Consider the following 23,853-nt stretch of genomic DNA (forward strand, 5'->3'; position numbering starts at 1 on the left):
TACTATAATGCCAAATCCGTTCAAATCCACTACAACCTCTAAAAGGGTATGTAACATTTTCTCGCTTATTCGACAAGAAGATTGTCCGATTTGTCGAAAAAATGGTAAAATAAAGATATACTCTGCCGTCCGACGTTACCTAAGGAGGATTCCGATAGGATGAGAGACAAAGTCATATTAGTCGTTGACGACGATCCCGATATTCAAAGCTTGGTTACCGCCTTTCTCGTTCATGAAGGTTATTTCGTCCGCAATGCCCTCCACGCGGCTCAGGCGCTCGAGTTATTGGCAACGGAAGAACCGGATCTGATCATTCTCGACATTCAGATGCCCGATATGGATGGAATCTCTCTATGCAACAACATACGCAAACAGTATCATCGGCCCATTCTTTTCGTTACGGGCACTCCCCAGTCGGAGGATAAGGTCAAAGCTCTTCAAGCCGGCGGCGACGATTACATCCGTAAACCGTTCGACCCCGTCGAGCTCATCCTCCGGATAAAATCCAATCTTCGTTGGAGCACGCTCCTCGACTCGTCCGAAGACGCCAAAAAACGGTCCCTGGAGTTCCCGGGACTTTCGATCGATCTGGAAAGAATGACCGTAAAAGTCAATAACCGACCCGTACAGCTTCTGGCCAAAGATATTCAATTGTTGATCGTAATGGCTAAACAGCCTAATCAAGTGTTTCATTCTGAACAACTCTATCGCCAAGCCTGGGATAACGAGGCCAACTATTCCAAGGACACCGTTAAAGTCCATATTTCCAATCTGCGCAAAAAAATCGAACCGAACCCCGCCGTCCCCCGATACATTATTACGGTTGCGCGTCTGGGATACAGGTTTAATCCATATGGTTCTGTGGAATCGAGTTCGTACGGATAATCAGCGTATAAACTCCGTCACGCTTCAAATCATCCAAAATCTCCCTCGTAAGCGTTACTCCCGATGGCAACAGCACCCTGCCGGCGGCCGTTATGACTTCGCCGGCAAGAACGTCTCCTGGATTGGCAGCCTTGATCGACACGGGTTTCTCCATGATAGGTCAGTCCTCCCTCTCATACTCTCATCTGCTGAAGGTTAATCGCGAAGTAGTGCGCGTGCATCTTGAGAAACCTCTTTTCCTCCAACCGACCCAACACTTCATGGAGCTCGTTAAGCTTTACGCCGGCCATCTGCGCCAATTCGTTCATTTCTAGCGGCATATCCACCTCGATCGAATAATTCGTTCTTTTGCCGAAATGGTTCGTCAGCTTAACTAGACAATTCACTACTCGCGAGCGGGGGTCCATTCCTGCTAATTCATCCATAAATGGCTTGGCGCTATAAATTCGGTTATTCATTTCCTTCATGACGATCCTCGCGATGTTGGAATCGCTGCGCATTACGTTCGAGAAGTTTTCCCTCGTCAAGGAAATGATTTCCGTATCCGCAAGGGTTTGAGCCGCAACGGATCGCGGATCGCCTTCTATAAACTCCAGTTCCCCGAAGCTATCGCCGGGCTTCAGGAGGGAAGAAATGCTATCGACTCCTCCATGGGGGCTTTGGTTAAACAGCATGACGGAACCGCTTAGCACGACTAATAGGGAGGTACATGGATCCCCTTCCCGGAAAAGATTCGTCTGGGCGCGATGCTTCTCCAAAGTAAATCGGCTCGCGAATTTACGCGCTTGATCGTCCGTTAAGTTAGCGAATAGCGGAATATGGCGAATCGTCGACTGGTAAGGGTGAACGGATGACTCGTCTCTAGCTCTAACCTTGGAGGCATATAACGACTTTTTGCGTATTTCCCCCGCACTATCCCAGCTTTCGTCCACTTCTATTTTCTTAACGTTATGCCTTCTCAGCATTTGAATGTTTTCCTTCGTCAATATCGTTCCCGCGGCGAACAATTTCGCGCCCGTGCCGGAGTAAACGTCTCTGCCTACCCTCATCTCCACTCGTACGTTCTCGATTCCCACGATTGTCACGGCAAATCCCACCTCAGCCTTTCTTTGCGCGCAATATTGTTAGTCTCTTCTACTTACTATCCTAATGAGCACAGGTAAAATAGCGGTTAACTGGTTAAAAATCGTATAAAAAAAGTCCTCTGCCCGCCGGGGAGGCGAAGGAGGGGACTTCCTTGTTGTTACTGTACCTGATTGGTGACGTGTAAAAGTTATTTGTTTACAACGTAATGAAGCACTACGTTTCCGGATTCAAACGTCCTCGCCTCTAACGGGGTGAGCGCAAACTGCTTGACATGCTCAAACAAAGGTTTTCCTTTGCCCGCCACGACCGGACTGACAATAAAGATATACTCGTCGATCAATTCTTTCTCGGCAAGCTGCTGCACGATGGAGCCACTACCCAACACAAGAATGTCAGAGCTAGCGTCTCTTTTTAATTGTCGTACCACTTCGATCAGGTTGTCATAATAAATTTCGGTGTTGTCCCACTCCGTTTCATTGATTGTTTTGGAGAAAACGATTTTGGTCATATCGGTCAGTTCTTGGGCTATCTCTTTCAAATGACTAGGCGCATCCGGTTTATGGAGCACCGGCAACCAGTAACGTTCAAATCCGCGGAAAGTCGTGCCTCCCAAAATAAGGATGTTCATCTTGCCGCCGATTGCATGCGCGGCTTGGTCAACCTCCGGGTCATGAATAAACCAATCCATACCGAAAGCCGCTTCGTTGGTGCTGGCAAAATAACCATCGATCGATATTCGGTTCAGCACTTTAATTTTGTTCATCGCTTTTCGCTCCTCGTTAATTGAATCGTTATTTCCTATCGGAATAACTTGATCATAACCGGAAACGCGATAAAAAAATTGGACAAAACCGTACTTTATTATAAATAGGAGGATCCTGCCAGATCGCTATGAAATTCGCTAACCTTCATCGCAATATGTTTCGGGCTTACCCAGGAAAACATTTTCATATCGCGTATAAAATGAGACTGATCATAATAATTCAGCGCATAAGCAACGTCGGACAATCGTTCATACTGCCCAGAATGCATCAACCGCAAAGCTTCATTTACGCGTCTTACCCTGATGAACAAATTAGGCGGCATGCCAACCACGCGGGCGAAGCGTTTCTGAAATTGCCGCTCGGAAATATAGAAAACGGCAAGCAGATCTTGCAACGTAATTGTCGCGATATGGTCGCGAATGTAATCAAGTACCGACTCGATGAGCTCGTCACGCCTATTGTTCTGCTTTAACGCGTTCATAATAAAGTCATAGAGCAAATCAATCCGTTCGTCGGTTGAGTCCGCGGACAAGAGCTGCTTCTCCAGTTCCACCGCATTGAATTGATCCGGAGCCAACAGGCCTTGGTTATGACCAGCCGCGTCCCATCCAAACAAGCTGTAAAGTGCATGGGGCTTAAACACCAATTGGATCGTCGTATAAGGCGCACCTCGAAAACGCATGATGCTCGGCTCCGAGCCTTGTCCATGCAGAAATAAGAAAGGAATATTGAAGGTTTGCGCGGAGCGGATCGCGATACATTCTATCGCCGCCTTTGTATCTGCAGCAAGCTGGAAGACAATGCCGGGGTAGCCGCTTGGACAAACTTTAACCTCAAGCGGCTGATGGCCTGCATAAGTTGAGATTCGCAGACACTCGATATCTCGGCTTAAAGCTGGAGAAGGAGGCACGACTTTAAAGTTGATGGTCGTCATCTTCCTTCCAAGAACTTCCTGCGGCTTGTGAAAAGCCAGCCTCCGACGAGAAAAATACAGCTCAAAATAATCGCGAGCTCGAACCCTTCCAGCAGCGAATCGTCCAACAATAGTAACTGGAATAAATGGGTTGAATGTACGCGGACAGAGGGAACCGACATGCCAGCCGGAATGGCTGCTATCAAAATGCCCCACAGAATCCATCCGATTAGCCATATCACATTGAAAATTGCGAATACTACCGACCAGGTGAAATAGATGGGGAGAACTCCGAGATCTTGCTCTTTGCGCGTCGCTCCCAAGTGGATGTCTTTACGATAAAAGCTGACTGTCAGCACGGACCCGGCGAAAATTAGGCGCCAGAGTGTTACCGTCGTATTCAACTCTCTCGCCTCCCTCTGCACAATATCTTTGCTTATTCTCCCTCGTTACTATTGAACATATTTATTTAGAATGACTTGCCCATTTTTTTCAATCTCAATCAATGCATCCTCTAACGTGCTCGTTCCTTGGATGACTTTAAGTATTTCTTCGTTACCAAGTGCATTAAATTCTTTGTGGAATGCGTCTGGTAAACCATCTGAGTTGTAAAACTTACCGTTCGGCTTTAATTTATAGAATGCCTCAATATCGTGACCATACATTTCTTTCATGTTCTCGAATCTTGTTAACAGTACGGATGATGATTTCGATTTTAATTTCGCCCACTCTTCTCCATTGATAAACTTGATGAGTTCCCAAGCCGCTTCAATATTTTGCGATTTCGCGTTAATGGAAAAAATTTGATTCAAATGAAGCGCAGTTGTTTCATCGGGGTTTAAGGGATCTACAGGCATCGTAACGACTGCCCAATTCATAGGTGTAATATTCTTCAATGCTTGTTGCGCTTTCTCGATGTCGCTCGCCAAAGCAATAGAGTCAATCGTCATAGCGGCTTTGCCCTTGACAAACAAATTGGACCCGTAAACGATGTCGACTTCGTCGCTAAACTTATATCTGCTTTTTATTTCCTGATTGGTATCAAGAAAGAGACTTTTATTATGGTATCCTTCGATGACTTGTTCGAAGATGGACTTCCAGAATGCCGTATTCAATGTAATTTTTTTATCTTTCGCGTTGTAGAAGTTTATCCCGCTAAGGTAACCGATTCTTTTGATAACAAAATTAAATAGGCTTGAGTTTTTGCCCTTATAAAAACCGTATGCAGACTCGTTACCATTAAACCTTTGACTTAGAAGCAGCACGTCTTTCCAAGTCATATTGTCGACCGGATAATCAATTCCGGCTTTATCGAAAATATCTTTATTGTAAAAGAGCGCCGTATTTTCGAAAGTAGGGGCCAAACCGTAAATATCTCCGTCACCTAGCTTCCTAATTAAATCAATAACGGAAGGCAGCATCGTACTGAGATCATACTTTTCTTCCTTAATAAGAAAGGATAAATTAACCAATTCTTTTTTTTGCGACAGCGTTATTAAATCGATATCCCTTAGAAGCACAACATCGGGTTGATTCGTTATTATGTATTGACTAATCGAATCCACGCCGTTGTTTTGGGGGTTTGAATAATAGGTAATGGGCAATACCTCGACATCAATATTCGGGTACCTTGATGCGAATAATTCACCGTAATCGCGATTAAACATGTTTTGATCATAATAAACAACTTTCAAGGTTACGTTTTCCACTACCTTTTTTTCATTTGTCTGGCATGCGCTTAGTAGCAAAATCATGATTATCGTTAGGATGAATAGTCGTAATCTCATGGTTTCTATCCTTTCATTTAGTAGTCAGCATTTCTCAAATAAACAGCGGCCAATTTGCCAACATCTCTGTTCTTTCAAATACCAACTTGAAAATCATAGTCCCCCCGATTTTGCAAATTTGGATTGTTTTATCTTTGTTTCACAACTCCCTTTTGAGGTAATATTTTATCATAGTTACTTAATATGTAAACCATTTTTGTCGGATTTTGTGGAGATGAAACAAAACCATGAAGTTAACGTCTCACCAAATGATCATATATACTTCTCTGTTTAATGCTTTAACTATGGTATATTTCGTGTTCTGATTATTTCGCGATCTCAATATGAACACCTAAAATCTCACCTCAACAATGATATCTTTGATTCCACCGAAACAAATTAACAATAAAAAAGAGCAACCCGTTCTCAATTGAGTTGGGCTGCCCGTGATTTCCAATTCATTATTCAAATTTATTCTGAGTTACTATCTATACCCACTTCTGGTAGCTTTCGATAAGGCCTTTTTTTTATGAGCTTCTTGGTTCATTTACTTATGGCACCGCGAGTCATATAAAAGGACTCTGCAACATAGCCAGACCATTTAGTTATATAAATCCCTAAAACCCATTAAGACCTGATTTTCTTTGTTCATGGCCTGTCCTCCCGCCCCCGCACATTTGAAGCTTTTGAAAACGACTTAAAAAAACGACATCTCTGTCGTTTTGAAAGTAAAGTATGGTGGACCTTAGCGGGATCGAACCGCTGACCTCTTCGCTGCCAGCGAAGCGCTCTCCCAGCTGAGCTAAAGGCCCGGGATATAAACTCGAAATTCTTTTCGGAATAGTACACTACCCAACGGCGGATCGCAACTGAGCTAAGCGCTCGTAATTGGCGACAAAAATGAGTTTATCACAGCTACAAAGGCGATGTCAACGCTTTTTGCTAATTTGATGCTCATAATCCGTTCCCATGCAAAAGTTAACCCGCTCATCTCTCCGAGTCATGCCGCTACTATTCGAACCATGAACAAGACTCAGTCGCGCAAATGCTCCGAGCCGTCCAATATTCAGTCGTTATTCATGTCCATGCTCACTAACACGCGGCACCCAAGCCCGGCCCCCTATCAAGCCAAGCTGAGCTTAGATGCCGTGTTTGCTCATCAACGTATTGAGTTCCTTCAGGAACATATTGATGTCCTTGAACTGCCTGTACACCGAAGCAAAGCGAACATACGCGACTTCATCGACCGAGTAAATATGCTCCATGAGCAATTCGCCGATGATCCGGCTTTCGACTTCGGCATGAGCCGTATTGCGAAGCTCCCTCTCCACGTCCGAGACGATCACTTCCAGCTGTCCAACGGATACGGGGCGCTTCTCGCACGCTCTCAGCAGACCGCGAAGCACTTTATCCCGGCTGAATTCCTCGCGACTGCCGTCTTTCTTAATGACGATTAAGGGCGTTTCCTCGATGGTCTCGAACGTCGTGAACCTACGGCTGCACTTCTCGCACTCCCGACGGCGGCGGATCGATTTGTTGTCGTTGGCAGGTCGCGAATCCAGAACCTTAGTTCCGCTGTAATCGCAATAAGGACATTTCATAGCGGCGATGTCGCCTCCATCCGATTATTTTTTTATTTCCAAACCTTCCCTTACATGAACAGAAAAATAAAGCACATAATACAGTTACCAACCGCAAGGAGGTGAACATTCATGGCACAAAACAGTGGCAGCAATACATTGCTCGTTCCTCAAGCGACAGCAGGCTTGAACCAACTGAAATACGAAGCCGCTCAAGAGCTTGGCATCGCCATCCCGCAAGATGGATATCAAGGTAACATGACCACAAAGGACAACGGTTCGATCGGGGGTAACATTACCCGCCGTTTGGTGCAAATCGCCGAACAACAACTGGCTGGTCGCTAATCATGCGGAAGCCGATGAATCTAACAACCGAAGGCACTTAATACCGGGAAGCTTTGAAGCGTAATGCTTCAAGGCTTCCTCTTCCGTTTATCCTCTTTATAACGTCTCGTACACTTTCTGATACTTCTTATAATAATACATCACACGTTGGACGTAATGTCTAGTCTCTCCGTAAGGAATATTGCGTAAAGTTTGTTCTTCGCCGTCCCAAGTCCCTTTTTCCAGCCATTGCCGCACTTTTCCCGGACCCGCGTTGTAAGCCGCCAGCGATACGATCAGTTTTCCATCGAATTGACGATTTAACTCCTTCACGTACCATGACCCGAGAGCAATTCCGGCATGCGCTTCCCGACCTGCATCTTTTACCGTAATACTTCCGAAATCATCCTTCTGCAAAATCCATTTCGCCGTCTCCGGCATGATCTGCATAATACCGACGGCTCCTTTCGGAGAAACCGCATTCAATCTATAGTTCGATTCGACGCGGATGATGGCGGCGATCAGTAGAGGGTCGAGATCATATGTAGCGGCGTTCTTTTTGATTTCTTCCTGAAAAGATATCGGATAAATCCATCTGCCCAGCCAATCCGACTGCACGAATAGCGCTCCAAGCAGGATTAGAACAAGGGGAAGGATAAATCTTTTGCGTTTAATTCTTCTACTCATCCAAGCCCCTTTTCTCGCCAATAGCGATCGATTTGCTCAGTTGTGTTAGCAAGACTACCGCTATTATCGATCAGGATATCCGCCTTGAGCCTTTTGTCCTCTATATCCATCTGCGCTCTAAGGCGTTTCTCCGCTTCTTCGGCAGTAAGCTTGTCCCGTTCCATTAATCTTCTCAATTGAGAGTCTCGAGGGACATAAACGACCATAATCCGCTCAAAATAAGACTCCAGCTTCGACTCGAACAGCAGCGGAACGTCCACGACTACGAGTTTATCGGGATTGCCGCTTTCATGATCGGCCATTCTCCGTTTCATCACGGTCCGGATCGCCGGGTGGGTAATGGCCTCGAGCGCTTTCCGCTCGGCGGCATCCGCGAATACGATCGAGCCTAGCTTCTTGCGGTCAAGAGTCCCGTCCGCTTGAATCACGGTATGACCGAAACGTTCCGCGATAGCGAGAAGAGACGGTTGCCCGGGCTCAACGACCTCCCGGGCAATTCCGTCCAGATCGATCAATATCGCGCCGCGATCCGTAAGAAGTTTGGCGACCGTGCTTTTACCGGTGGCGATACCGCCAGTTAAACCGATATTCATAATTTCTCTTCCTTTTTGAACATCCTTTATATGAACAGTTTGAATATTCCCATGGCAATGAGAATAATACCCGGCAGCATCGATAGCTGCCTGACCCAACGCCAGCCCGAAGCCACGAATCCGACCTGGGTTCCCGACCATAGAAACAGTCCGCTCGACGCGGCGATGAGCACGGCGGTAAGGAAAGGAGGATAGCCCACCAGAGCGGCGCCTATGCCGGCACCGAACGCATCAAGCGACAAAGCGGTTCCGAGCAGAAAAGCTTCTCCGGCGCTGATCGTTCCGGAACGGTCCATATCCGCCGCCGACGGCGATCTTAGAATTTGAATGATGAATCCGAACACTTTAAGCTCCATTTGGAGAACGGGCGCTTGGGGCTCCATCTCCTTCGTTCCGATAGCCTTCTCGCTTCCGTCATTGCTCGCGCGCCGTTCGCGATCCTCTCGCTCTCCGCTGCGAATGAATTGGATAAGCGCGGCCAATCCGATACCGATCAGAATGACGGCGCCCGTCGCGGACGCGCCGTGGGGCGACATCCACCCCGTGAGGGCGACTCCGGCCATCATCGACAATAGAATAATCAAGCCCGAACATGCCGAAATAATAAAAATGGAAGACACCGGAATTTTGATTTTCCTTACGCCATAAGTCATGCCAACCCCGAAGCCGTCAAGACTAACCGCAAAAGACAACAAAACGAGCGAAGCGACAGGTGCCATCATAATGCATTTCCTCCTGCATGGATGCTTACCTAATCTTCCGTTACCGGAAGCCAGGTTCTGTTCATCCTATGCACGGGAAGGATTGAATGCCCCGCCAGCCCGAACTTTTATGTGCGAATGCCTAGAAAATCTAACTATCCTTACTACTTTTACCATCCAATCGATGTTTAACCGCATTGCGCGACTCGATCGACGAGGTCGTCCGGGACCGGTTTACGTTGCGAGGCTGTTTCTGGCACTTAGGACATACGTGCGTACCCCGGCCTCCGACAACCGACTTTTCGATTAGCGTACCGCAAGTATGGCAACAATCGCCGTTCCTTCCATACACCTTCAAGCTATGCTGGAACAGCCCCATCTCTCCTTGGCCGTTCACGTAGGATTTGATGGAGGAGCCTCCGGCTTCTACGGCAGCCGACAAAGTCTCCACGATCGCGAGGTGTAGAAGCTCCCGTTCTTTCTTCGTCAGCTCGTTCCATTGCCTCTCCGGGTGAATGCCCGCGGTATGCAGCGCCTCATCCACGTAGATGTTGCCTAATCCGACAATGACCTCTTGATTAAGCAGCAACGGTTTGATCTTCGTCGACCGTTTACCGAGCGCACGCTGGAACGTCTCCAACGTGAACCCTTCTTCCAGAGGCTCCAATCCCAGTTTATTCAACGGGCGGGCTTGTAATTCTTCTCCGGGCTGAAAAAGATGCATCGTTCCGAATTGGCGAACATCCTTATATCGCAATTCGGTTCCGTCCGTGAAATGGAAAATGACGTGGGTATGGATTTCCGTCGGCTCTTCTTTCCCGAACAAACCATAACGTCCCTCCATCCGAAGATGGGAAACAAGCACGATTCCATCGAGGAGGAGTCTCAGAAACTTCCCCCTTCGCTCGACGGATTGAAACGTTCTTCCTTCCAATAGGGCAGCAAACAGTTGCGTGTCGTCCGGTTTCTGAATGATGCGGGGTAAGTTCACGGTAACGCGGTCGATTGTCTTCCCGACGATAAGCTCATTTAAAGTCCGGCGGACGGTTTCAACCTCCGGCAATTCAGGCATGACAATCCCCTTCCTCTAGTTGCAATTGCTGATGTTGTTCCTTAGATCCACGTTACTTCGCTTCGTACCAGTTGCTTCCGACGCTGACTTCCGCCAATAACGGTACGTCCAACTTAAGCGCCGTGCTCATCACGTCGGGCACTAACGCCTTCATCGCTTCCAATTCCTCTTGCGGCACCTCGAACACCAGTTCATCGTGTACCTGCAGCAGCATGCGGCTACGCAAGCCTCGTTCGAGCAGCGCTTCGTTCATGCGCAGCATCGCAAGCTTGATAATATCGGCGGCGGTTCCCTGAATCGGCGTATTCATAGCCGTTCGTTCGGCGAACGACCGAAGATTGAAGTTGGAATGGTTAATTTCCGGCAATAACCGTCTGCGTTGCATCATCGTCGTGACGTAACCATTCTTCTTGGCTTCTTCGACGACGGTAACCATATATCTTTTAACGCCCGGGAATGTCCGATAGTATTGCTCGATAAAGTCGGCCGCCTCGCCGCGGGTAATGTTCAAGTTCTGCGAAAGTCCCCAATCGCTGATCCCGTACACGATTCCGAAGTTTACCGCTTTCGCTTGGCGCCGCATATTGCCGTCTACTTGGTCGGCCGGGACGCCGAAGACGTCCATCGCCGTTTTCGTATGAATGTCCATATCTTTAAGGAACGCTTCCTTAAGCCCGTCGTCGCCGGAAATATGGGCAAGCACCCGCAATTCGATCTGCGAATAGTCGGCCGCCAGAATGACCCAGCCCGGCTCAGAAGGAACGAACGCCTTGCGGATTTGTCTGCCTTCTTCCATTCGAATCGGTATGTTTTGCAGGTTAGGGAATTGGCTCGACAGCCTTCCCGTCGCCGCGATCGTTTGTTTATAGAACGTATGAATCTTACCCGTTTCCGGGCGAATTTCTTTCAACAACCCTTCGATGTAAGTCGATTGCAGCTTCGCCAATTGGCGATAGTGCAGAATCAGCCGTACGATCTCATGATGCGGTTCCAGCTTCTCCAACACTTCCGCGTCGGTCGAGTAGCCGGTTTTCGTCTTCTTGACGACGGGGAGGCCTAGTCTTTCGAATAGAACTTCCCCAAGCTGCCTAGGGGATCCGATATTAAACTCGAAGCCGGCCGATTCGTACACGGCCTTCGTGATTTCATCGATTCGGCGTTGGAATTCCGTGCCTAAATCTTGAAGCGCTTCCGTCTGCACCGTAATCCCTTGCATCTCCATCTTGGCAAGAACGCCCGATAACGGCTGTTCAAGCTCGTAGAAGAGCTCATTCATCCCAAGCTTCTCTAGCTTCTCCGAGAGAAGGGGCTTCAGCCTGCGAATCGCATCAGCTTTGGCGGCCAAATGCTTCGCAAGCTCGCCATCGCCGGGAAGACGGTATTTCGCGCCTTTGCCGTATACCGCTTCATCCGACAGAATCGGCGGCAAGCCGTGGCGTTGAAGCAAACCTTGGAGCGAAGGATCCGCTTCGGTAGGATCGAGTAAATAAGCCGCAAGCTGCACGTCGAACGTTTGCCCGCTCAAGGCAATTCCGGAGCTCGCCAAAATAAGCTCGACGCGGTGAGCGTCATAACAGGTTTTCGAAGCTTCGGCGTTCTCTAGCCAGCTTCGTAGAGAGGCCGCTTCGGGCGAAGCAAGATATGCATAAGGAATCGTGAAACATTCCGAACCGGAGACGATCGACAATCCGATGCCTTCTCCGTGATGAGGATTGTCTCCGGACGACTCGACGAGCACGGCTTCCGCGGTCGCCAATGCTCCGTTCAGCCTCTCCCATCCGACCGTATCGACTCTGACAACCTCGTATTGGGATGCCGCTTCCGCGCTTTCCGCTTCGGTTGCGTCGTTCGCTCCGCTTAGATTCAACCGTTCAACCAGATTCTTAAACTCCAGCTTACGCAGCGCCCCGGCAAGGACGGCCGAATCGTAGCCCTTCCAAGTCACATCGTCTAGCGAATAGTCGAGCGGTACTTCGCGAAAGATCGTCGCGAGCTGCTTGCTCATTCGGGCATCGTCCATATGGGACTCGATGTTCTCGCGAAGCTTGCCTTTAATTTCTTCTATATTGGCCAAGACGTTCTCGACCGTGCCGAATTCGTGAAGCAGCTTTAACGCCGTCTTCTCTCCGACGCCGGGAACGCCCGGAATATTATCGCTTGCGTCTCCCATAAGACCTTTGAGATCGATGATCTGCGCCGGCGTGAGACCGTATTTTTCCCCGATCGCGCTCGGCGTGTATCTTTCGACTTCGCTAACCCCTTTGCGCGTAATCAATACGCTCACTTGATCGGTCGTTAGCTGCAGCATATCCTTGTCTCCGGATACGACGATCGCGGTTTTCCCTTGTTCTTCCGCGAGCCTTGCCATCGTCCCGATAATATCGTCCGCCTCATATCCAGCGAGCTCGAATTGCGAGATCGAGAAAGCTTGAAGAAGCTCCTTCAGCAGCGGGAACTGCTCCGATAGCTCGGGCGGAGTTTTCTGGCGTCCGCCTTTATACTCCGAATACCCTTCGTGCCGAAAAGTGACCTTCCCCGCGTCGAAAGCGACGAGCACATGGCTTGGTTTTTCTTCCTCCAACACTTTAAGAAGCATCGTCGTAAATCCAAGCACCGCGTTCGTATGCAGACCATTGCTGCTCGTCAAAGGCGGAATCGCGTAGAAAGCGCGACTGATAATGCTATTGCCGTCGATTAAAACCAGCTTGTCCAATTCATTGCTCATGACCGAGCGCTCACCTCACCGACATTATTCGTACAATAATCATAACATACTGCCGGGGGTGCCGCATCCCGCCGCTTGTTTCCTTTTTAATAGAAAGAAAAAAGAAGCCTTCCCTTCGCCGTTAAGCTTTGGGGAAAGCTCCCATCATGGCCGTAGCCGGAAATTCGCTCGGCCTTCCTAACAAATAACCTTGCGCGAAATCGAATCCCATCGCTCGCAGGAGCCGAAGCTCCTCCGGTCTCTCTATGCCTTCGGCGACCGTACGGATGTTCATCTTCTTGGCGAACCTGACGAAAGTTCTAAGCATGTGTTTCTTCATTTCGTCCTTATCCGCCATACGCACGAGCGACCGATCTACTTTAATGTAATCGGGGTTAAGCTCGACGATCGACTGCAGCGAAGAATAACCCGCTCCCGCATCGTCTATCGCGATCTCGTAGCCTTGGCTCCGATAATGCCCTAATATTTTTTTCGCCGCTTCGAAGTCGTCGATCGACCTGCGTTCGGTAAGTTCGAATACGACTTGACCGGGAAACAAGCCTCGTTCATTCAGCCAATGAACGGTTTGGCCGGATACGAAATGCGGGTCGTTAATGATTCCCATCGTCACGTTAATGAATATTTTCTGAACCGCGCCTAACGACGGGCAATACCGAATCGCCTTTTCCCTAGCCAATCTATCTAACGCGAAGGCCATATTGTGCTTCTCGGCGAACTGGAACAAGGCAAGCGGACCTTCGAACAAACTGCCCTCCGGGCATCTCGTTAACGCTTCGTAGCCGAATACTCTACCGTCGCCAAGCCGCATAATCGGTTGGTATACGCTGCGAATGCTGCTTTCCGAGAGCAAGCGATCCAGTTCGATACGCAGCTCCCAATCGCTTTGGTCCATCAAGGAATCCCGGATCAGTCCCGTTGCGCGAAGCACGCCTTGATAGATTACGTCCTTGGCCGGCACTCGATCCCAATCGCGCAATAGGGAATAACCGATCCCCCGATCTTGTTGCCTGTTGGCTTGAGCGGTAGAGTTGCCGGCAGGTCCATTGTGCGCAATAATGGCTTCCTTAACTCGCTTAGCCAGCACCCTTAAGTAGGCATCGCTCTCTTCGTCGCCTAGCGAACCCGGAATTTCGGCATATAGCCATAGATGACCCGCCACCACGTCTCCGAACCAAAGATCGTTGCGGCCCATGGATATAGAGAGCCAGTTCGTCCAATTGAACTCGGACTCTCTGAATTCCGACGAGAATCCGTTATGCCACTCCGTCAAATCGATTCCGATCATTCCGATAGATCGATGATGTTCGATTCGCTCGATTACATGCTCCATGCCAAACCAAGAAGTCCCCATTGTATAGAACACCATCTTCCGCAGTAACTTCGGACTTTAAATTTACCAAAGTTTTGTAAAGCCAATACGTAAATTATGTTAATGAGCGGTTAAATCCGCGGATTTACGCCGATTTTCGACATTATCCGCTATTGCTTCCCATACGAGCGTGTTTCCTCGGAGCTGTTTAGCCTTTTTCTTAAGCAAAGCCGCTCTCTCCGACAAAGATTCCGGGGTCCAACCTCCCGTGGATTGGCATAACAACAAGGACAAAGAAAGCGACAGCCCTGAGGCCTCTACGGGATGTCCTCCCCTGTCGAGAACGGGTCCCTTGTGTTTTCCCGTGTACGTCCCGATTCCCTCCTCGAACCTCCGAATAACTTCGTTTGCCAGCTCGACGGAATCCGAACCGCTTGAAATCACGATAAAATCATCCCCGCCGATATGTCCGACGAAACACTCGCAATTCAATTGCGCGCTAACGACCTCGATTAAGGTTTCTCCCGTGAACCGGATCACTTCGTCGCCTCTTTGGAAGCCATATTGATCGTTGTACCACTTAAAATAATCCAAATCCGCATAGAGCACGGCAAACGGCCGCCCGTCCGCCAATCGACGGATAAGCTCGCGTCGAATGGGCTCGTTACCCGGCAATCCGGAAAGCGGATTCGCCCATTGCGCGGCTGTCATTCTAGATTGCGAAATCCATTCCAGCATGGAACGAATCGATGTAATTCCGGTAACGATTCCTTCCCGGGTAATGATTACCGCGTCGTATAGCTTATCCGGCTCGCGGGCCATCGCCATTTGCGAAGCTTGGTCAACCGTTATGGAATCCTCCACGACCATCGGGTGGGTATCCATGATTTTCCCGACCGCGCGATTCCAATAGAGCGGCAGACCGAACTGACCGGACAGAAGCTGCAGAAGCTTCTCTTTCATGACCAGTCCGACCGGTTTGCCGCTCCCGTCGGCGATAACGATGCCTTGCGCTTCCCGATGCAGTTCGAAATGCCTGGATACTTCCGACACGGGCGTATCCCGATCGAATTGCTTCACCGGATTGATTAACTCCGACATCGTGCCCGTTGCGCCGAGGAACTTCTTGTTCACTTCAGCCTGAATTCGCTCCTTAAGCGCAGACAGAAGTTTCGCCGTCTTCTCGCCGGATCCGTCCCTTAGCCAATTCACTTGCGCGTAGTTCATTCCACCGGCCACTAGACCTGGAAGGTGCTTCTCCAGGTCGGGACCGCATGCGATAAAGACGATCCGCTCCTTGCGGGCCACGCCGACCAACGCTTGCAGCAAACTCTCTTCCACCGGGTCCGTCGCCGAACCGCTCATCCAGCCGATGTGCATCAGGGCATAATCCGGATGCATGTCCGCCATCCGCCGCAAAGATTCAAGCCCGGGTTCGATCCCGGAAAGCGCGATGTGAAACCCTTGATTGCGGTAATGTTTCAAGGCCGATTCCGTCATTGCCGCCGATTCGTTATCCCCTCCGATAATGACGAGAACGACATGCTCGGGCCGCAAATTCGCCGCCTCGATTCTTCTAAGCGTGCTTCCGGGGTAAAGCCTCGGGTCGAAAATGATTTTGGCCGGCACCGGAAGGAACAGCTTGACGTCGCCGTTGCGGGAAGGCAAGCCGCGAATAGCCGTCTCGCGGAAGCGGCGATCCCATTCGAACAACTTGCCCGTTTGGTCCGCTTGCGCGTAGATGGCTTGCGGATCAATCCGCGTTCCCTTCGCGGGATCGACGGGAACCGCCTCGTATCCGTATAAGGAACCGTCCGACAGCGAGACGATCGGGGAATAACGGACCTCGAACTCAAGTCCGGTCAAAGTCTCGTAGGCTTCCGCAAGCGGAAAACGAATCATCGGCACGGGTGAAAAAAACATCTTTTGCCATGCGGCTTCGTAAGCGCCGAGGAGTGCGTTCTCCCAGTCCCCAGCGTGCGTCGGCGGCCGCTCGGACGTTGCGTCGGCCCCTCCGAACGCCCAACCGAATCCGCACCGGATAACGCCCGCTTGCTTCGCCTCGGGACACCGGAAATCCAACAATACGCGCTGGGCCGTATCGCGAATCAGGAAGGCCAATCTGCCGGCGCTGATTTCGCGTTCGTTCGCCCCGTCTTCCATGAAAGAGACGGCCAATACGAAGCCGGTCTCGGACAACGTCCACCCTCGCACCTGCTCCTCGATCTTCGATACCCGCAAAGCTATCGCGCGAAGAATGTTCGCTAAGCGCGGAGAGGGATTGTCTTTCCTTTCCGGCCCCGATTCTTGTCCGCCGTAGTACCGGACGATAAACAAACCGCAATGATGCGGAAGCCCATCTTTGTTCGTCCAGCGTCGCAAGATATTCTGGTCTAACCATCCGTTGGTCTCATTCATGATGATTTACCTCCGACCGACGATTCCCGAATTGTGAGATCCGTTCATTTCCTCCAACGTAACACGGCATCGTGATCTTAAACGCCGCTTTATGTTAACGGAGAGTAAAATCAACAAAAAAACCTCTCGCTGCCGCGTAGAGGAAAATAAAAGACTGCGCGGATTTCGATTCTCCGTCGCAGTCATATCTATTTGTTGTTGTAACAATGAAAGTTCTGAATACGTCTTCGTAACTTTCCTGAATTCTAATATCTCCAACGGTATATTTATTTTAATATCTTCCATAAAATCAATCACTTTTTTATTTTCAAGTGTAAAAGAAAAGACATATTTAAACCCATTTGATGTATCAATCTTAGCAAATCCATAATCCTCTAATTCATCCAACTACCAAAATGTTTGATTATCAAATTCATTACTTTATCATTATACTTTTTCTCAAAAAATAATTGTTTCTGCTGCTCGGATGTTAAAGGTAACTGAATTGCAATGTCTTGAAATAATGTGTCTGAGGAAGTCATGTGGTTATTAACGTCAGTCGATGCAATAACATCTTTTTCAACTGTAGTTGTAGTAAATAGAACAAACAGAAACAGTATTGCGTATTGCTGATAACATTGAAAACTTTATCCTCTTCGACTTAAACATAAGATCCCTCCAACGTTTTTTTCTATCTTAACTATAGTCTGCAAAGCCAGGAGTGCATAGAACCAAATTTGGAAATTAGTGTAAGTATAAATAGCTATTTTATTTACATTTTTCGACACCACCCTGCATTTTTTCGACATTCACATGATACGGGTTCAAATTATATCCACCCTCCGCTGTTTTTCCCTGCCCGCGAAGTACCCGTAGCCTTAATCCGTCGACTAGAACTGCAAAAAACCGCGCTCTCCCCAACAGGGAAAACGCGGCGTTCCTCACTCGCCAACCTAACTCACTTATTGATTCAAATCCGGCCGTTTGCCCGTCATCAAGTATACGACGCTCTCCGCGATGTTCGTGGCGTGATCCGCGATCCGCTCGATATAGCGGCCGACGAAGCTAAGCAACATCGCTTGGCTGACCGTCTTCGGATTCTCGACCATTAGCGAGAACAGCTCGCGGATGATCTGTGAATACAGCGCGTCGACCTGATCGTCGTCCTTCGCGCTCTTGTAGGCTAAGTCGACGTTCTCGTCTACGTAAGATTGCAACGATTCTTGAATCATAACCGCGACAAGCTCCGCCATTCTCGGCAGATCAAGCAATGGTTTAATCAGCTCTTGACCGTCCAGGCGGATAACGACCTTAGCGATGTCGACGGACAAGTCTCCCATTCTCTCCAGATCGGACGATATCTTGAATGCGATCAGAATCCGGCGAAGATCCTTCGCTACCGGTTGCTGCGTAGCGATGAGCTTCGCGCCGATCTCGCTGATCTTCTCTTCCATTTGATTAAGCTCGGAATCGGATTTCACGATTTTCTTTGCGGTTTCCACGTCGCCGTTCTTCAAAGCGTTCATAGATTCGATAAGGGCGCTTTCCACGCGATTCCCCATCTCGACGAGCAATTGCGTCATATCTTCCAAGCCGTGATCCAATTCCAGGCGTTTAACCATCATCCAAACCATCCTCTCTCGGAATCAACCGAACCGTCCACTAATGTAATCTTCCGTACGTTGGTCTGTCGGATTGGAGAACAAACGCTCCGTTTCCGAATACTCGACGACTTCCCCGTTCAGGAAGAAGACGGTTTGCTGCGAAACGCGAGCCGCTTGATGCATGTTGTGCGTAACCATGACGATCGTGTAACGATCCTTGAGCTCTTGCGCCAACTCCTCGATCTTCAGCGTGGAGATCGGATCGAGCGCCGAAGTCGCTTCGTCCATGAGCAGAATGTCCGGTTCGACCGCTAACGCGCGGGCGATGCATAGACGCTGCTGCTGTCCGCCGGATATGCTGTAAGCGGAACGTTTCAAATGATCCTTGACTTCGTTCCAGAGCGCGGCGGAGCGCAGGCTCGTCTCGACGATCTCGTCCAGCTTCTTGCGATCCGAAATGCCGTGCAAGCGAGGCCCGTAAGCGACATTGTCGTAAATCGATTTCGGAAAAGGATTCGGCTGCTGGAACACCATTCCCACCCGTTTGCGCAACGTCTCGACGTCTACCTCGTCCGAATAAATATCCGTACCCGCGATCGCGACCTTTCCTTCGATCCGCGTACCGGAAATCATATCGTTCATCCGGTTAAACGTTCTAAGCAACGTTGATTTGCCGCAGCCGGAAGGACCGATAAAGGCGGTAATGGCTTTCTCGGGAATCTCCATGTTGACATGCTTCAAAGCGTGAAACTCTCCATAAAATAAGTCCAAATCATTGATCTCGATGATGGAGTTCATGGCCGATTCTCCCTTGTCAGAAATGAATGCTTGCGATTAACCAAACCGTCCGGTGATGTAGTCGCTTGTCTGTGTTTTCTGCGGATTGGTGAAAATATTGTGCGTGAGATCGTATTCCACGACTTCCCCCATTAGGAAAAAAGCCGTTTTATCCGAAACTCGAGCCGCTTGATGCATGTTGTGCGTAACGATGACGATGCAATAATCCTGCTTCAGTTCCGCGATCAGCTCTTCGATCTTCGAAGTCGATACGGGATCCAACGCGGACGCCGGCTCATCCATGAGAATGATATCGGGTTTAACCGCTATCGAACGAGCGATGCATAGACGTTGTTGCTGTCCTCCTGATAAGGCCAACGCGGAATTGTGGAGCCGATCTTTGGTTTCTTCCCATAAAGCGGCTTTCTTTAACGATTGTTCGACGATCTCGTCCAACTCGCTTTTTTTCTTGACTCCATGATAGCGGGGGCCGAAAGCAATGTTCTCGTAGATCGATTTATGAAAAGGATTCGGGCGTTGCCAGACCATGCCGATTCGCTGACGTAACGATACGACGTCGGTCGTCGGGCTGTTGATGTTCTGGTCCCTGATCCATATTTCTCCCGTTACCGTACAATTCGCGATGAGGTCGTTCATTCGATTCAAGCTCCGCAAGAAGGTCGACTTCCCGCAGCCGGACGGACCGATTAGCGCGGTTACCTGCTTGGCGGAGAAATCGAGCGATACTTTCTTGACGGCAGGCCTATCGCCGTAAGATACGGTCAAGTCTTTAGCGGACAATCCGATGGATTCCACGCGATAACCCCCTTATTTGATTGCGGTAAATTTCCGGTGCATATAACGTCCGAGCCATCTCGCGCCAAAGTTGAAGATAAGAACGGTGATGACGAGTACGGCGGACGCTCCGGCCGCGATCTCGGCGGCATCGGGTGCCAAGCCTTCGGAATTGATCTTCCAAATATGGACGGCCAGCGTCTCGGCCGGACGGAACGGATTCAGCGGAGAGAACGGGCTGAACGGATTCCAATCCGTGAAGTCGAGTCGCGGAGAGCTCATGCCGGCGGTGAACAATAAGGCGGCGGCTTCGCCGAACACTCTTCCGGCCGCGAGAATCGTTCCCGTTAGAATCACGGGAAGCGCAATCGGCAGCATAACGGACGTGATCGTTTTCCACTTGGATAAGCCCAAGGCTAAGCTAGCTTCCTTCTGCTCGCGCGGAACGCCTTTAAGTCCTTGCTCGGTAATACGCACCATGAGCGGCAAGTTAAATACGGTTAATGCCAATGCGCCCGAGAACAGGGAGAATCCGAAGCCGAATAAATTGACCAGAACGAGAAGCCCGAACAACCCGACGATAATTGAAGGGACGGACGATAACACTTCCACGATTAAACGAATGAAGTTCGTAATCCGGTTAGCGGGAGCGTATTCGCTCATGTAGATTCCCGCGCCGAGTCCGATAGGGATCGTGATCAGCATCGTCAGGACGAGCAAGAATACGGAGTTGAACAGTTGCGGTCCGATTCCGCCGCCTTTACGAATCGTCTCCGGAGCCGACGTCAGAAAGTCGAAGCTGATATGGCCTAAGCCCCTGACGAGGATATAGCCGAGCAACCCGGCTAATACTAGAACGATTAAGGCCGCTACCGCTATAATGACGCTTGTCGCGATTTTGTCCGCGGTTTTTGCTCTCATAATTTCGATCTCCCCTCCAGCCAACGCACGATGAATACGAAGACGAATGTCATTAGCATGAGGATCAAGGCCAAAGACCACAAGGCGTTATTGGCGATCGTTCCCATAGCCGTATTCCCCATGCTAAGCGTAATCGCGCTTGTTAACGTAGAAGCCGATTCGAACAGGGAACGCGGGATATGCGGAGCGTTTCCGATGACCATCTGTACGGCAAGCGCCTCGCCGAAAGCGCGCGCGATGCCGAGCACGATACCCGTCATCAATGCCGGCAACGTCGTGGGAAGAACAATACGGTATATGGTTTGCCAACGGGTAGCCCCAAGCGCGAACGAGCCTTCTTTAAGACCCCTAGGCAGCGCGGCTAACGCGTCGGTCGCTATTGTCGTAATCGTGGGTAGAATCATTACGGAAAGCACGATCGCTCCCGCCGCGATACCGATTCCTTGTCCGGGAAACACGTTGCGGAAGAACGGAACGATCACGCTCAACCCGACGAAACCGTACACGACGGATGGAATGCCGGCCAATAGTTCAATGACGGGCTGTAAGTACCGGCGTCCGAATTTAGGCGCGATCTCTACCATGAACACGGCCGCGCAGAAACCGAGCGGCGCTGCGATAAGCGCTGCGAGTATGGATGTACTGAATGATCCGAAGATAAAAGGGAGCGCTCCGAACAGTGCAGGTTCGCCTTCCGGGACCCATTTCAACCCCGATAACAGGTCGATGACGTTAACATGGTTTACGAAAAACGTACTAAGACCTTTAGAAGCAACAAAATATACGATGGAGAAAATCGTGATAATCAGGAACGCGATGCATAGCAATGTGTAAACTTTGCCTACCCATTCCTCAACAAGATGCGGTTTCGCTTTTTGCCGTTCTAGCGACTGAGCCATAAATCTCTCCCTTTACACAGCCAATCAAGAGGCAAAGACAATCTGCCTCTTGATTGGCTCATGATATGGAACCTGGATTACTTCGTGATGTTGCCTTCTACATCGCGTTTAACTTCCATTTTGCTTGCAGGGATGTATCCAAGCTCGACAACGTCGCCGTTCTGAACTTCATCGCTCAGCATGTAATCGAGGAATGCTTTAACCGCTGCGTTCGGTTCGCCTTTAGTGTACATGTGCTCGTATGCCCAAACTGGATAAGTTCCGTTCGCTACGTTATCCACGCTTGCTTCGACGCCTTCGTATTTCACTGTTTTGATGGAATCATCCAGGTAAGACAGAGCCAAGTAACCGATCGCTCCTGGCGTTTCGCCGACAAGTTTATTAACCGTACCGGAGGAATCTTCTTGGATCGAACCTTTCAGATCTTCCGATTTTTGGCCTAACGCGTATTTCTCGAAAGTAGCGCGAGTACCGGAGCTAGAAGGACGGTTAATGATTTGAATGTTTTGATCGTTACCGCCTACGTCTTTCCAGTTCGTGACTTTACCCGTGAAAATATCGACCAATTGTTGTTTCGTAAGATTATCGACCGTTACTTCTTTATTCACGACCGCCGCGATACCGACAACCGCGACTTGGTGATCGACTAGCTCGGCCGCTTTGTCCGCGTCCAGCTTCTCTTCCGCGAATACGTCGGAGTTACCGATAGCCGATTGTCCTTCGGAAACTTGCGTCAAACCCGTGCCGCTTCCGCCGGCTTGAACTTGAATGGACACCTTGTTGTTCGTTTCCATGAACTTCTTCGATACTTGTTCAACGAGAGGCAGTAGCGCCGAAGATCCGGATGCTAAGAACGAGCCTTCGATTTCGCTTCCGCCGCCGTTGCTTGCGTTGCCGTTTCCTTTATTATTTTGGCCGCATGCAGCCAGGGCTACCGTCAGAGTCAATGCCATTAATACCGTCATCGTCTTTTTCATCTTCATTTCTTGTAGAACCCCTTCCAACTCTCGTGTTTTTTTGCTTACAGTTCATATTGTAGAAGGTTGTCGTTAGGCTGATGTTTTCGTTGTGTTAACTAAGTGAAAAAAATAAATACATTTTATCTATGTAAGTGTTATTATTATAGGCGAATTCAATAATGCGTTAAACAAAGCGGGGTTTTTATCATCAGTCTGTTAAAAATGAAAATACTGGTCCTTCTGGATCGATTCAAACAAGTAACCGCGGTTGCCAATGCGCTTGAGATGAAGCAGCCGACGATTAGTTTTCATATGAAGAAAATGGAGTCCGAGTGGGGCGTTAAATTGTTCGAGGCCAAAGCCGGTCGTATCTATCTCACCAACGCAGGGAAGATGATGTTGCCTTACGCTTTTCAAATCAGCAAGCTCTATTCGGAAGCGGAATCTAAAATCGGCGAATGGCGGGATAATGAAAGAGCGGCTCTCCGGGTTGGATGCACGGACTGCGCATTGACCGCTCTGGCCCGTTCGGGCTGGTTGCTCCATTACAAAAATCAATCCGATATTCTGATCTCCATTCAATCGGGCGACGAAGAAACGCTTAATCGTCAATTGCAAGCCGAGATGCTTGATGTGATCCTCTGCGGTATGCCTTCCAGGGAAAACGATGACTTCATGGAGGAAAAATTGAAATCTTCCGCGCTTAAGCTGGTCGTGCCGTTGGGACATCCTTTGCTTCAATCTAAAGAAATCGCTGCACATCATCTTTATAAGTATGCCTTTATCGATCACACGGAAGTCAGCTTAAACGAAAATATTGCTTTATGGAGAGCGATGCTCAGTTGGTCGTTAGACGTCAAAGCGAAGTTCGATTCGATCGAACTGATTCTCGGCGCGGTCAGCGCCGGAATGGGATTGGCGATCTTGCCCGAAATCGTGCTTCCGGATCCTGCCCAAAGGGTAGCGGTACTCGATCTGCCGGGACAATCCTCGCCTTGGAGTTTGTACGCGTCCTGGAGACCGAACTACTGGAACCCTACCCTCGTAAGGCGGTTCGTGGATTCGGTATTTCAATAAAACCTGACTCTTTGAACTC

At 49.4% G+C, this 23,853-nt stretch carries 23 protein-coding genes and 1 tRNA gene; 3 read left to right on the plus strand and 21 right to left on the minus strand.

All coding sequences use genetic code 11. From position 1 onward, the window contains the following. Positions 1-159: 159 nt before the first annotated feature. Positions 160-885 carry a response regulator transcription factor gene (locus tag HH215_RS12465; protein WP_169280202.1) on the plus strand — a complete coding sequence of 242 codons (726 nt, stop codon included), beginning with the start codon at positions 160-162 and terminating at the stop codon, positions 883-885. Here the strand turns inward: HH215_RS12465 and HH215_RS12470 are convergent. From HH215_RS12470 to nrdR, 8 genes are all read right to left on the minus strand, one after another. Further along, positions 845-1,039, minus strand: coding sequence for a hypothetical protein (locus HH215_RS12470; RefSeq protein WP_169280203.1), 195 nt, complete (start codon positions 1,037-1,039; stop codon positions 845-847). The genes HH215_RS12465 and HH215_RS12470 overlap by 41 nt on opposite strands. Before the next feature lie 19 nt (positions 1,040-1,058). Beyond that, on the minus strand, positions 1,059-1,970 hold the full coding sequence (locus HH215_RS12475; RefSeq protein ID WP_169280204.1) for a Crp/Fnr family transcriptional regulator: 912 nt from the start codon (positions 1,968-1,970) through the stop codon (positions 1,059-1,061). Positions 1,971-2,158: 188 nt separating this feature from the next. After that, positions 2,159-2,734: a dihydrofolate reductase family protein gene (locus HH215_RS12480; RefSeq protein WP_169280205.1), complete on the minus strand. Its 576-nt coding sequence runs from the start codon at positions 2,732-2,734 to the stop codon at positions 2,159-2,161. Between the two features lie 98 nt (positions 2,735-2,832). Next, positions 2,833-3,669: a helix-turn-helix domain-containing protein gene (locus tag HH215_RS12485; RefSeq protein WP_169280206.1), complete on the minus strand. Its 837-nt coding sequence runs from the start codon at positions 3,667-3,669 to the stop codon at positions 2,833-2,835. Beyond that, the gene (locus tag HH215_RS12490) at positions 3,666-4,052 is read right to left on the minus strand and encodes a hypothetical protein (protein WP_169280207.1); all 387 of its coding nucleotides are present in this window, start codon (positions 4,050-4,052) and stop codon (positions 3,666-3,668) included. The genes HH215_RS12485 and HH215_RS12490 overlap by 4 nt, the downstream gene beginning before the upstream one ends. A gap of 48 nt (positions 4,053-4,100) precedes the next feature. Next, positions 4,101-5,357: an ABC transporter substrate-binding protein gene (locus tag HH215_RS12495; RefSeq protein WP_169280208.1), complete on the minus strand. Its 1,257-nt coding sequence runs from the start codon at positions 5,355-5,357 to the stop codon at positions 4,101-4,103. 793 nt (positions 5,358-6,150) lie between these two features. Then, a tRNA-Ala gene (locus HH215_RS12500) sits at positions 6,151-6,226 on the minus strand. A 327-nt stretch (positions 6,227-6,553) separates the two neighbouring features. Next, a complete protein-coding gene (nrdR, locus tag HH215_RS12505; RefSeq protein ID WP_169280209.1) occupies positions 6,554-7,015 on the minus strand; it encodes a transcriptional regulator NrdR in 462 nt (153 codons plus the stop codon). Between the two features lie 111 nt (positions 7,016-7,126). On the opposite strand from nrdR, the gene HH215_RS12510 reads away from it, so the two are divergent. Continuing rightward, positions 7,127-7,339, plus strand: a complete 213-nt coding sequence (locus HH215_RS12510) for an alpha/beta-type small acid-soluble spore protein (RefSeq protein ID WP_169280210.1) — start codon at positions 7,127-7,129, stop codon at positions 7,337-7,339. 96 nt (positions 7,340-7,435) lie between these two features. Here HH215_RS12510 and HH215_RS12515 read toward each other — a convergent pair whose 3' ends face one another. The 13 genes from HH215_RS12515 to HH215_RS12575 form a co-directional block, all read right to left on the minus strand. Beyond that, the gene (locus HH215_RS12515; protein WP_169280211.1) at positions 7,436-8,005 is read right to left on the minus strand and encodes a lytic transglycosylase domain-containing protein; all 570 of its coding nucleotides are present in this window, start codon (positions 8,003-8,005) and stop codon (positions 7,436-7,438) included. Continuing rightward, entirely contained in the window at positions 8,002-8,598 is a 597-nt protein-coding gene (coaE, locus tag HH215_RS12520) for a dephospho-CoA kinase (RefSeq protein WP_169280212.1), read from the minus strand. Before coaE ends, HH215_RS12515 begins: the two co-directional genes overlap by 4 nt. A 26-nt stretch (positions 8,599-8,624) precedes the next feature. Then, on the minus strand, positions 8,625-9,320 hold the full coding sequence (gene ytaF / locus HH215_RS12525; RefSeq protein ID WP_375140497.1) for a sporulation membrane protein YtaF: 696 nt from the start codon (positions 9,318-9,320) through the stop codon (positions 8,625-8,627). Positions 9,321-9,450: 130 nt separating this feature from the next. Then, a complete protein-coding gene (gene mutM, locus HH215_RS12530) occupies positions 9,451-10,371 on the minus strand; it encodes a DNA-formamidopyrimidine glycosylase (RefSeq protein WP_169280213.1) in 921 nt (306 codons plus the stop codon). A gap of 52 nt (positions 10,372-10,423) precedes the next feature. After that, on the minus strand, positions 10,424-13,096 hold the full coding sequence (polA, locus tag HH215_RS12535) for a DNA polymerase I (protein ID WP_169280214.1): 2,673 nt from the start codon (positions 13,094-13,096) through the stop codon (positions 10,424-10,426). Positions 13,097-13,217: 121 nt separating this feature from the next. Continuing rightward, positions 13,218-14,447 carry an EAL domain-containing protein gene (locus HH215_RS12540; RefSeq protein ID WP_169280215.1) on the minus strand — a complete coding sequence of 410 codons (1,230 nt, stop codon included), beginning with the start codon at positions 14,445-14,447 and terminating at the stop codon, positions 13,218-13,220. Between the two features lie 78 nt (positions 14,448-14,525). Continuing rightward, a complete protein-coding gene (locus HH215_RS12545) occupies positions 14,526-16,823 on the minus strand; it encodes a GGDEF domain-containing protein (protein ID WP_169280216.1) in 2,298 nt (765 codons plus the stop codon). Positions 16,824-17,764: 941 nt separating this feature from the next. Then, positions 17,765-18,424 carry a phosphate signaling complex protein PhoU gene (gene phoU / locus HH215_RS12550; RefSeq protein ID WP_169284363.1) on the minus strand — a complete coding sequence of 220 codons (660 nt, stop codon included), beginning with the start codon at positions 18,422-18,424 and terminating at the stop codon, positions 17,765-17,767. 24 nt (positions 18,425-18,448) lie between these two features. Beyond that, complete coding sequence (gene pstB, locus HH215_RS12555) at positions 18,449-19,204, minus strand: phosphate ABC transporter ATP-binding protein PstB (protein ID WP_169280217.1); 756 nt, start codon at positions 19,202-19,204, stop codon at positions 18,449-18,451. A 36-nt stretch (positions 19,205-19,240) separates the two neighbouring features. Continuing rightward, on the minus strand, positions 19,241-19,999 hold the full coding sequence (pstB, locus tag HH215_RS12560; protein ID WP_169280218.1) for a phosphate ABC transporter ATP-binding protein PstB: 759 nt from the start codon (positions 19,997-19,999) through the stop codon (positions 19,241-19,243). A 12-nt stretch (positions 20,000-20,011) separates the two neighbouring features. Continuing rightward, positions 20,012-20,899, minus strand: coding sequence for a phosphate ABC transporter permease PstA (gene pstA, locus HH215_RS12565; RefSeq protein WP_169280219.1), 888 nt, complete (start codon positions 20,897-20,899; stop codon positions 20,012-20,014). Beyond that, positions 20,896-21,798: a phosphate ABC transporter permease subunit PstC gene (gene pstC, locus HH215_RS12570; protein WP_169280220.1), complete on the minus strand. Its 903-nt coding sequence runs from the start codon at positions 21,796-21,798 to the stop codon at positions 20,896-20,898. Before pstC ends, pstA begins: the two co-directional genes overlap by 4 nt. 77 nt (positions 21,799-21,875) lie before the next feature. Beyond that, on the minus strand, positions 21,876-22,775 hold the full coding sequence (locus HH215_RS12575) for a phosphate ABC transporter substrate-binding protein (RefSeq protein WP_169284364.1): 900 nt from the start codon (positions 22,773-22,775) through the stop codon (positions 21,876-21,878). 204 nt (positions 22,776-22,979) lie between these two features. Here HH215_RS12575 and HH215_RS12580 point away from each other — a divergent pair, with 204 nt between their 5' ends. Beyond that, positions 22,980-23,834, plus strand: a complete 855-nt coding sequence (locus HH215_RS12580) for a LysR family transcriptional regulator (RefSeq protein ID WP_169280221.1) — start codon at positions 22,980-22,982, stop codon at positions 23,832-23,834. Positions 23,835-23,853 lie beyond the last annotated feature (19 nt).

This window comes from Cohnella herbarum (genome assembly GCF_012849095.1).
Lineage (GTDB): Bacteria > Bacillota > Bacilli > Paenibacillales > Paenibacillaceae > Cohnella > Cohnella herbarum.

Excerpts from the sequence above, each read along its gene's own strand:
- HH215_RS12465 (WP_169280202.1), top strand. The coding sequence starts at position 160 with ATGAGAGACAAAGTCATATTAGTCGTTGACGACGATCCCGATATTCAA.
- HH215_RS12470 (WP_169280203.1), bottom strand. The coding sequence starts at position 1,039 with ATGGAGAAACCCGTGTCGATCAAGGCTGCCAATCCAGGAGACGTTCTT.
- HH215_RS12480 (WP_169280205.1), bottom strand. The coding sequence starts at position 2,734 with ATGAACAAAATTAAAGTGCTGAACCGAATATCGATCGATGGTTATTTT.
- HH215_RS12485 (WP_169280206.1), bottom strand. The coding sequence starts at position 3,669 with ATGACGACCATCAACTTTAAAGTCGTGCCTCCTTCTCCAGCTTTAAGC.
- nrdR (WP_169280209.1), bottom strand. The coding sequence starts at position 7,015 with ATGAAATGTCCTTATTGCGATTACAGCGGAACTAAGGTTCTGGATTCG.
- HH215_RS12510 (WP_169280210.1), top strand. The coding sequence starts at position 7,127 with ATGGCACAAAACAGTGGCAGCAATACATTGCTCGTTCCTCAAGCGACA.
- HH215_RS12515 (WP_169280211.1), bottom strand. The coding sequence starts at position 8,005 with ATGAGTAGAAGAATTAAACGCAAAAGATTTATCCTTCCCCTTGTTCTA.
- coaE (WP_169280212.1), bottom strand. The coding sequence starts at position 8,598 with ATGAATATCGGTTTAACTGGCGGTATCGCCACCGGTAAAAGCACGGTC.
- ytaF (WP_375140497.1), bottom strand. The coding sequence starts at position 9,320 with ATGATGGCACCTGTCGCTTCGCTCGTTTTGTTGTCTTTTGCGGTTAGT.
- mutM (WP_169280213.1), bottom strand. The coding sequence starts at position 10,371 with ATGCCTGAATTGCCGGAGGTTGAAACCGTCCGCCGGACTTTAAATGAG.
- polA (WP_169280214.1), bottom strand. The coding sequence starts at position 13,096 with ATGAGCAATGAATTGGACAAGCTGGTTTTAATCGACGGCAATAGCATT.
- HH215_RS12540 (WP_169280215.1), bottom strand. The coding sequence starts at position 14,447 with ATGGGGACTTCTTGGTTTGGCATGGAGCATGTAATCGAGCGAATCGAA.
- HH215_RS12545 (WP_169280216.1), bottom strand. The coding sequence starts at position 16,823 with ATGAATGAGACCAACGGATGGTTAGACCAGAATATCTTGCGACGCTGG.
- phoU (WP_169284363.1), bottom strand. The coding sequence starts at position 18,424 with ATGGTTAAACGCCTGGAATTGGATCACGGCTTGGAAGATATGACGCAA.
- pstB (WP_169280217.1), bottom strand. The coding sequence starts at position 19,204 with ATGAACTCCATCATCGAGATCAATGATTTGGACTTATTTTATGGAGAG.
- pstA (WP_169280219.1), bottom strand. The coding sequence starts at position 20,899 with ATGAGAGCAAAAACCGCGGACAAAATCGCGACAAGCGTCATTATAGCG.
- pstC (WP_169280220.1), bottom strand. The coding sequence starts at position 21,798 with ATGGCTCAGTCGCTAGAACGGCAAAAAGCGAAACCGCATCTTGTTGAG.
- HH215_RS12575 (WP_169284364.1), bottom strand. The coding sequence starts at position 22,775 with ATGAAAAAGACGATGACGGTATTAATGGCATTGACTCTGACGGTAGCC.
- HH215_RS12580 (WP_169280221.1), top strand. The coding sequence starts at position 22,980 with ATGAAAATACTGGTCCTTCTGGATCGATTCAAACAAGTAACCGCGGTT.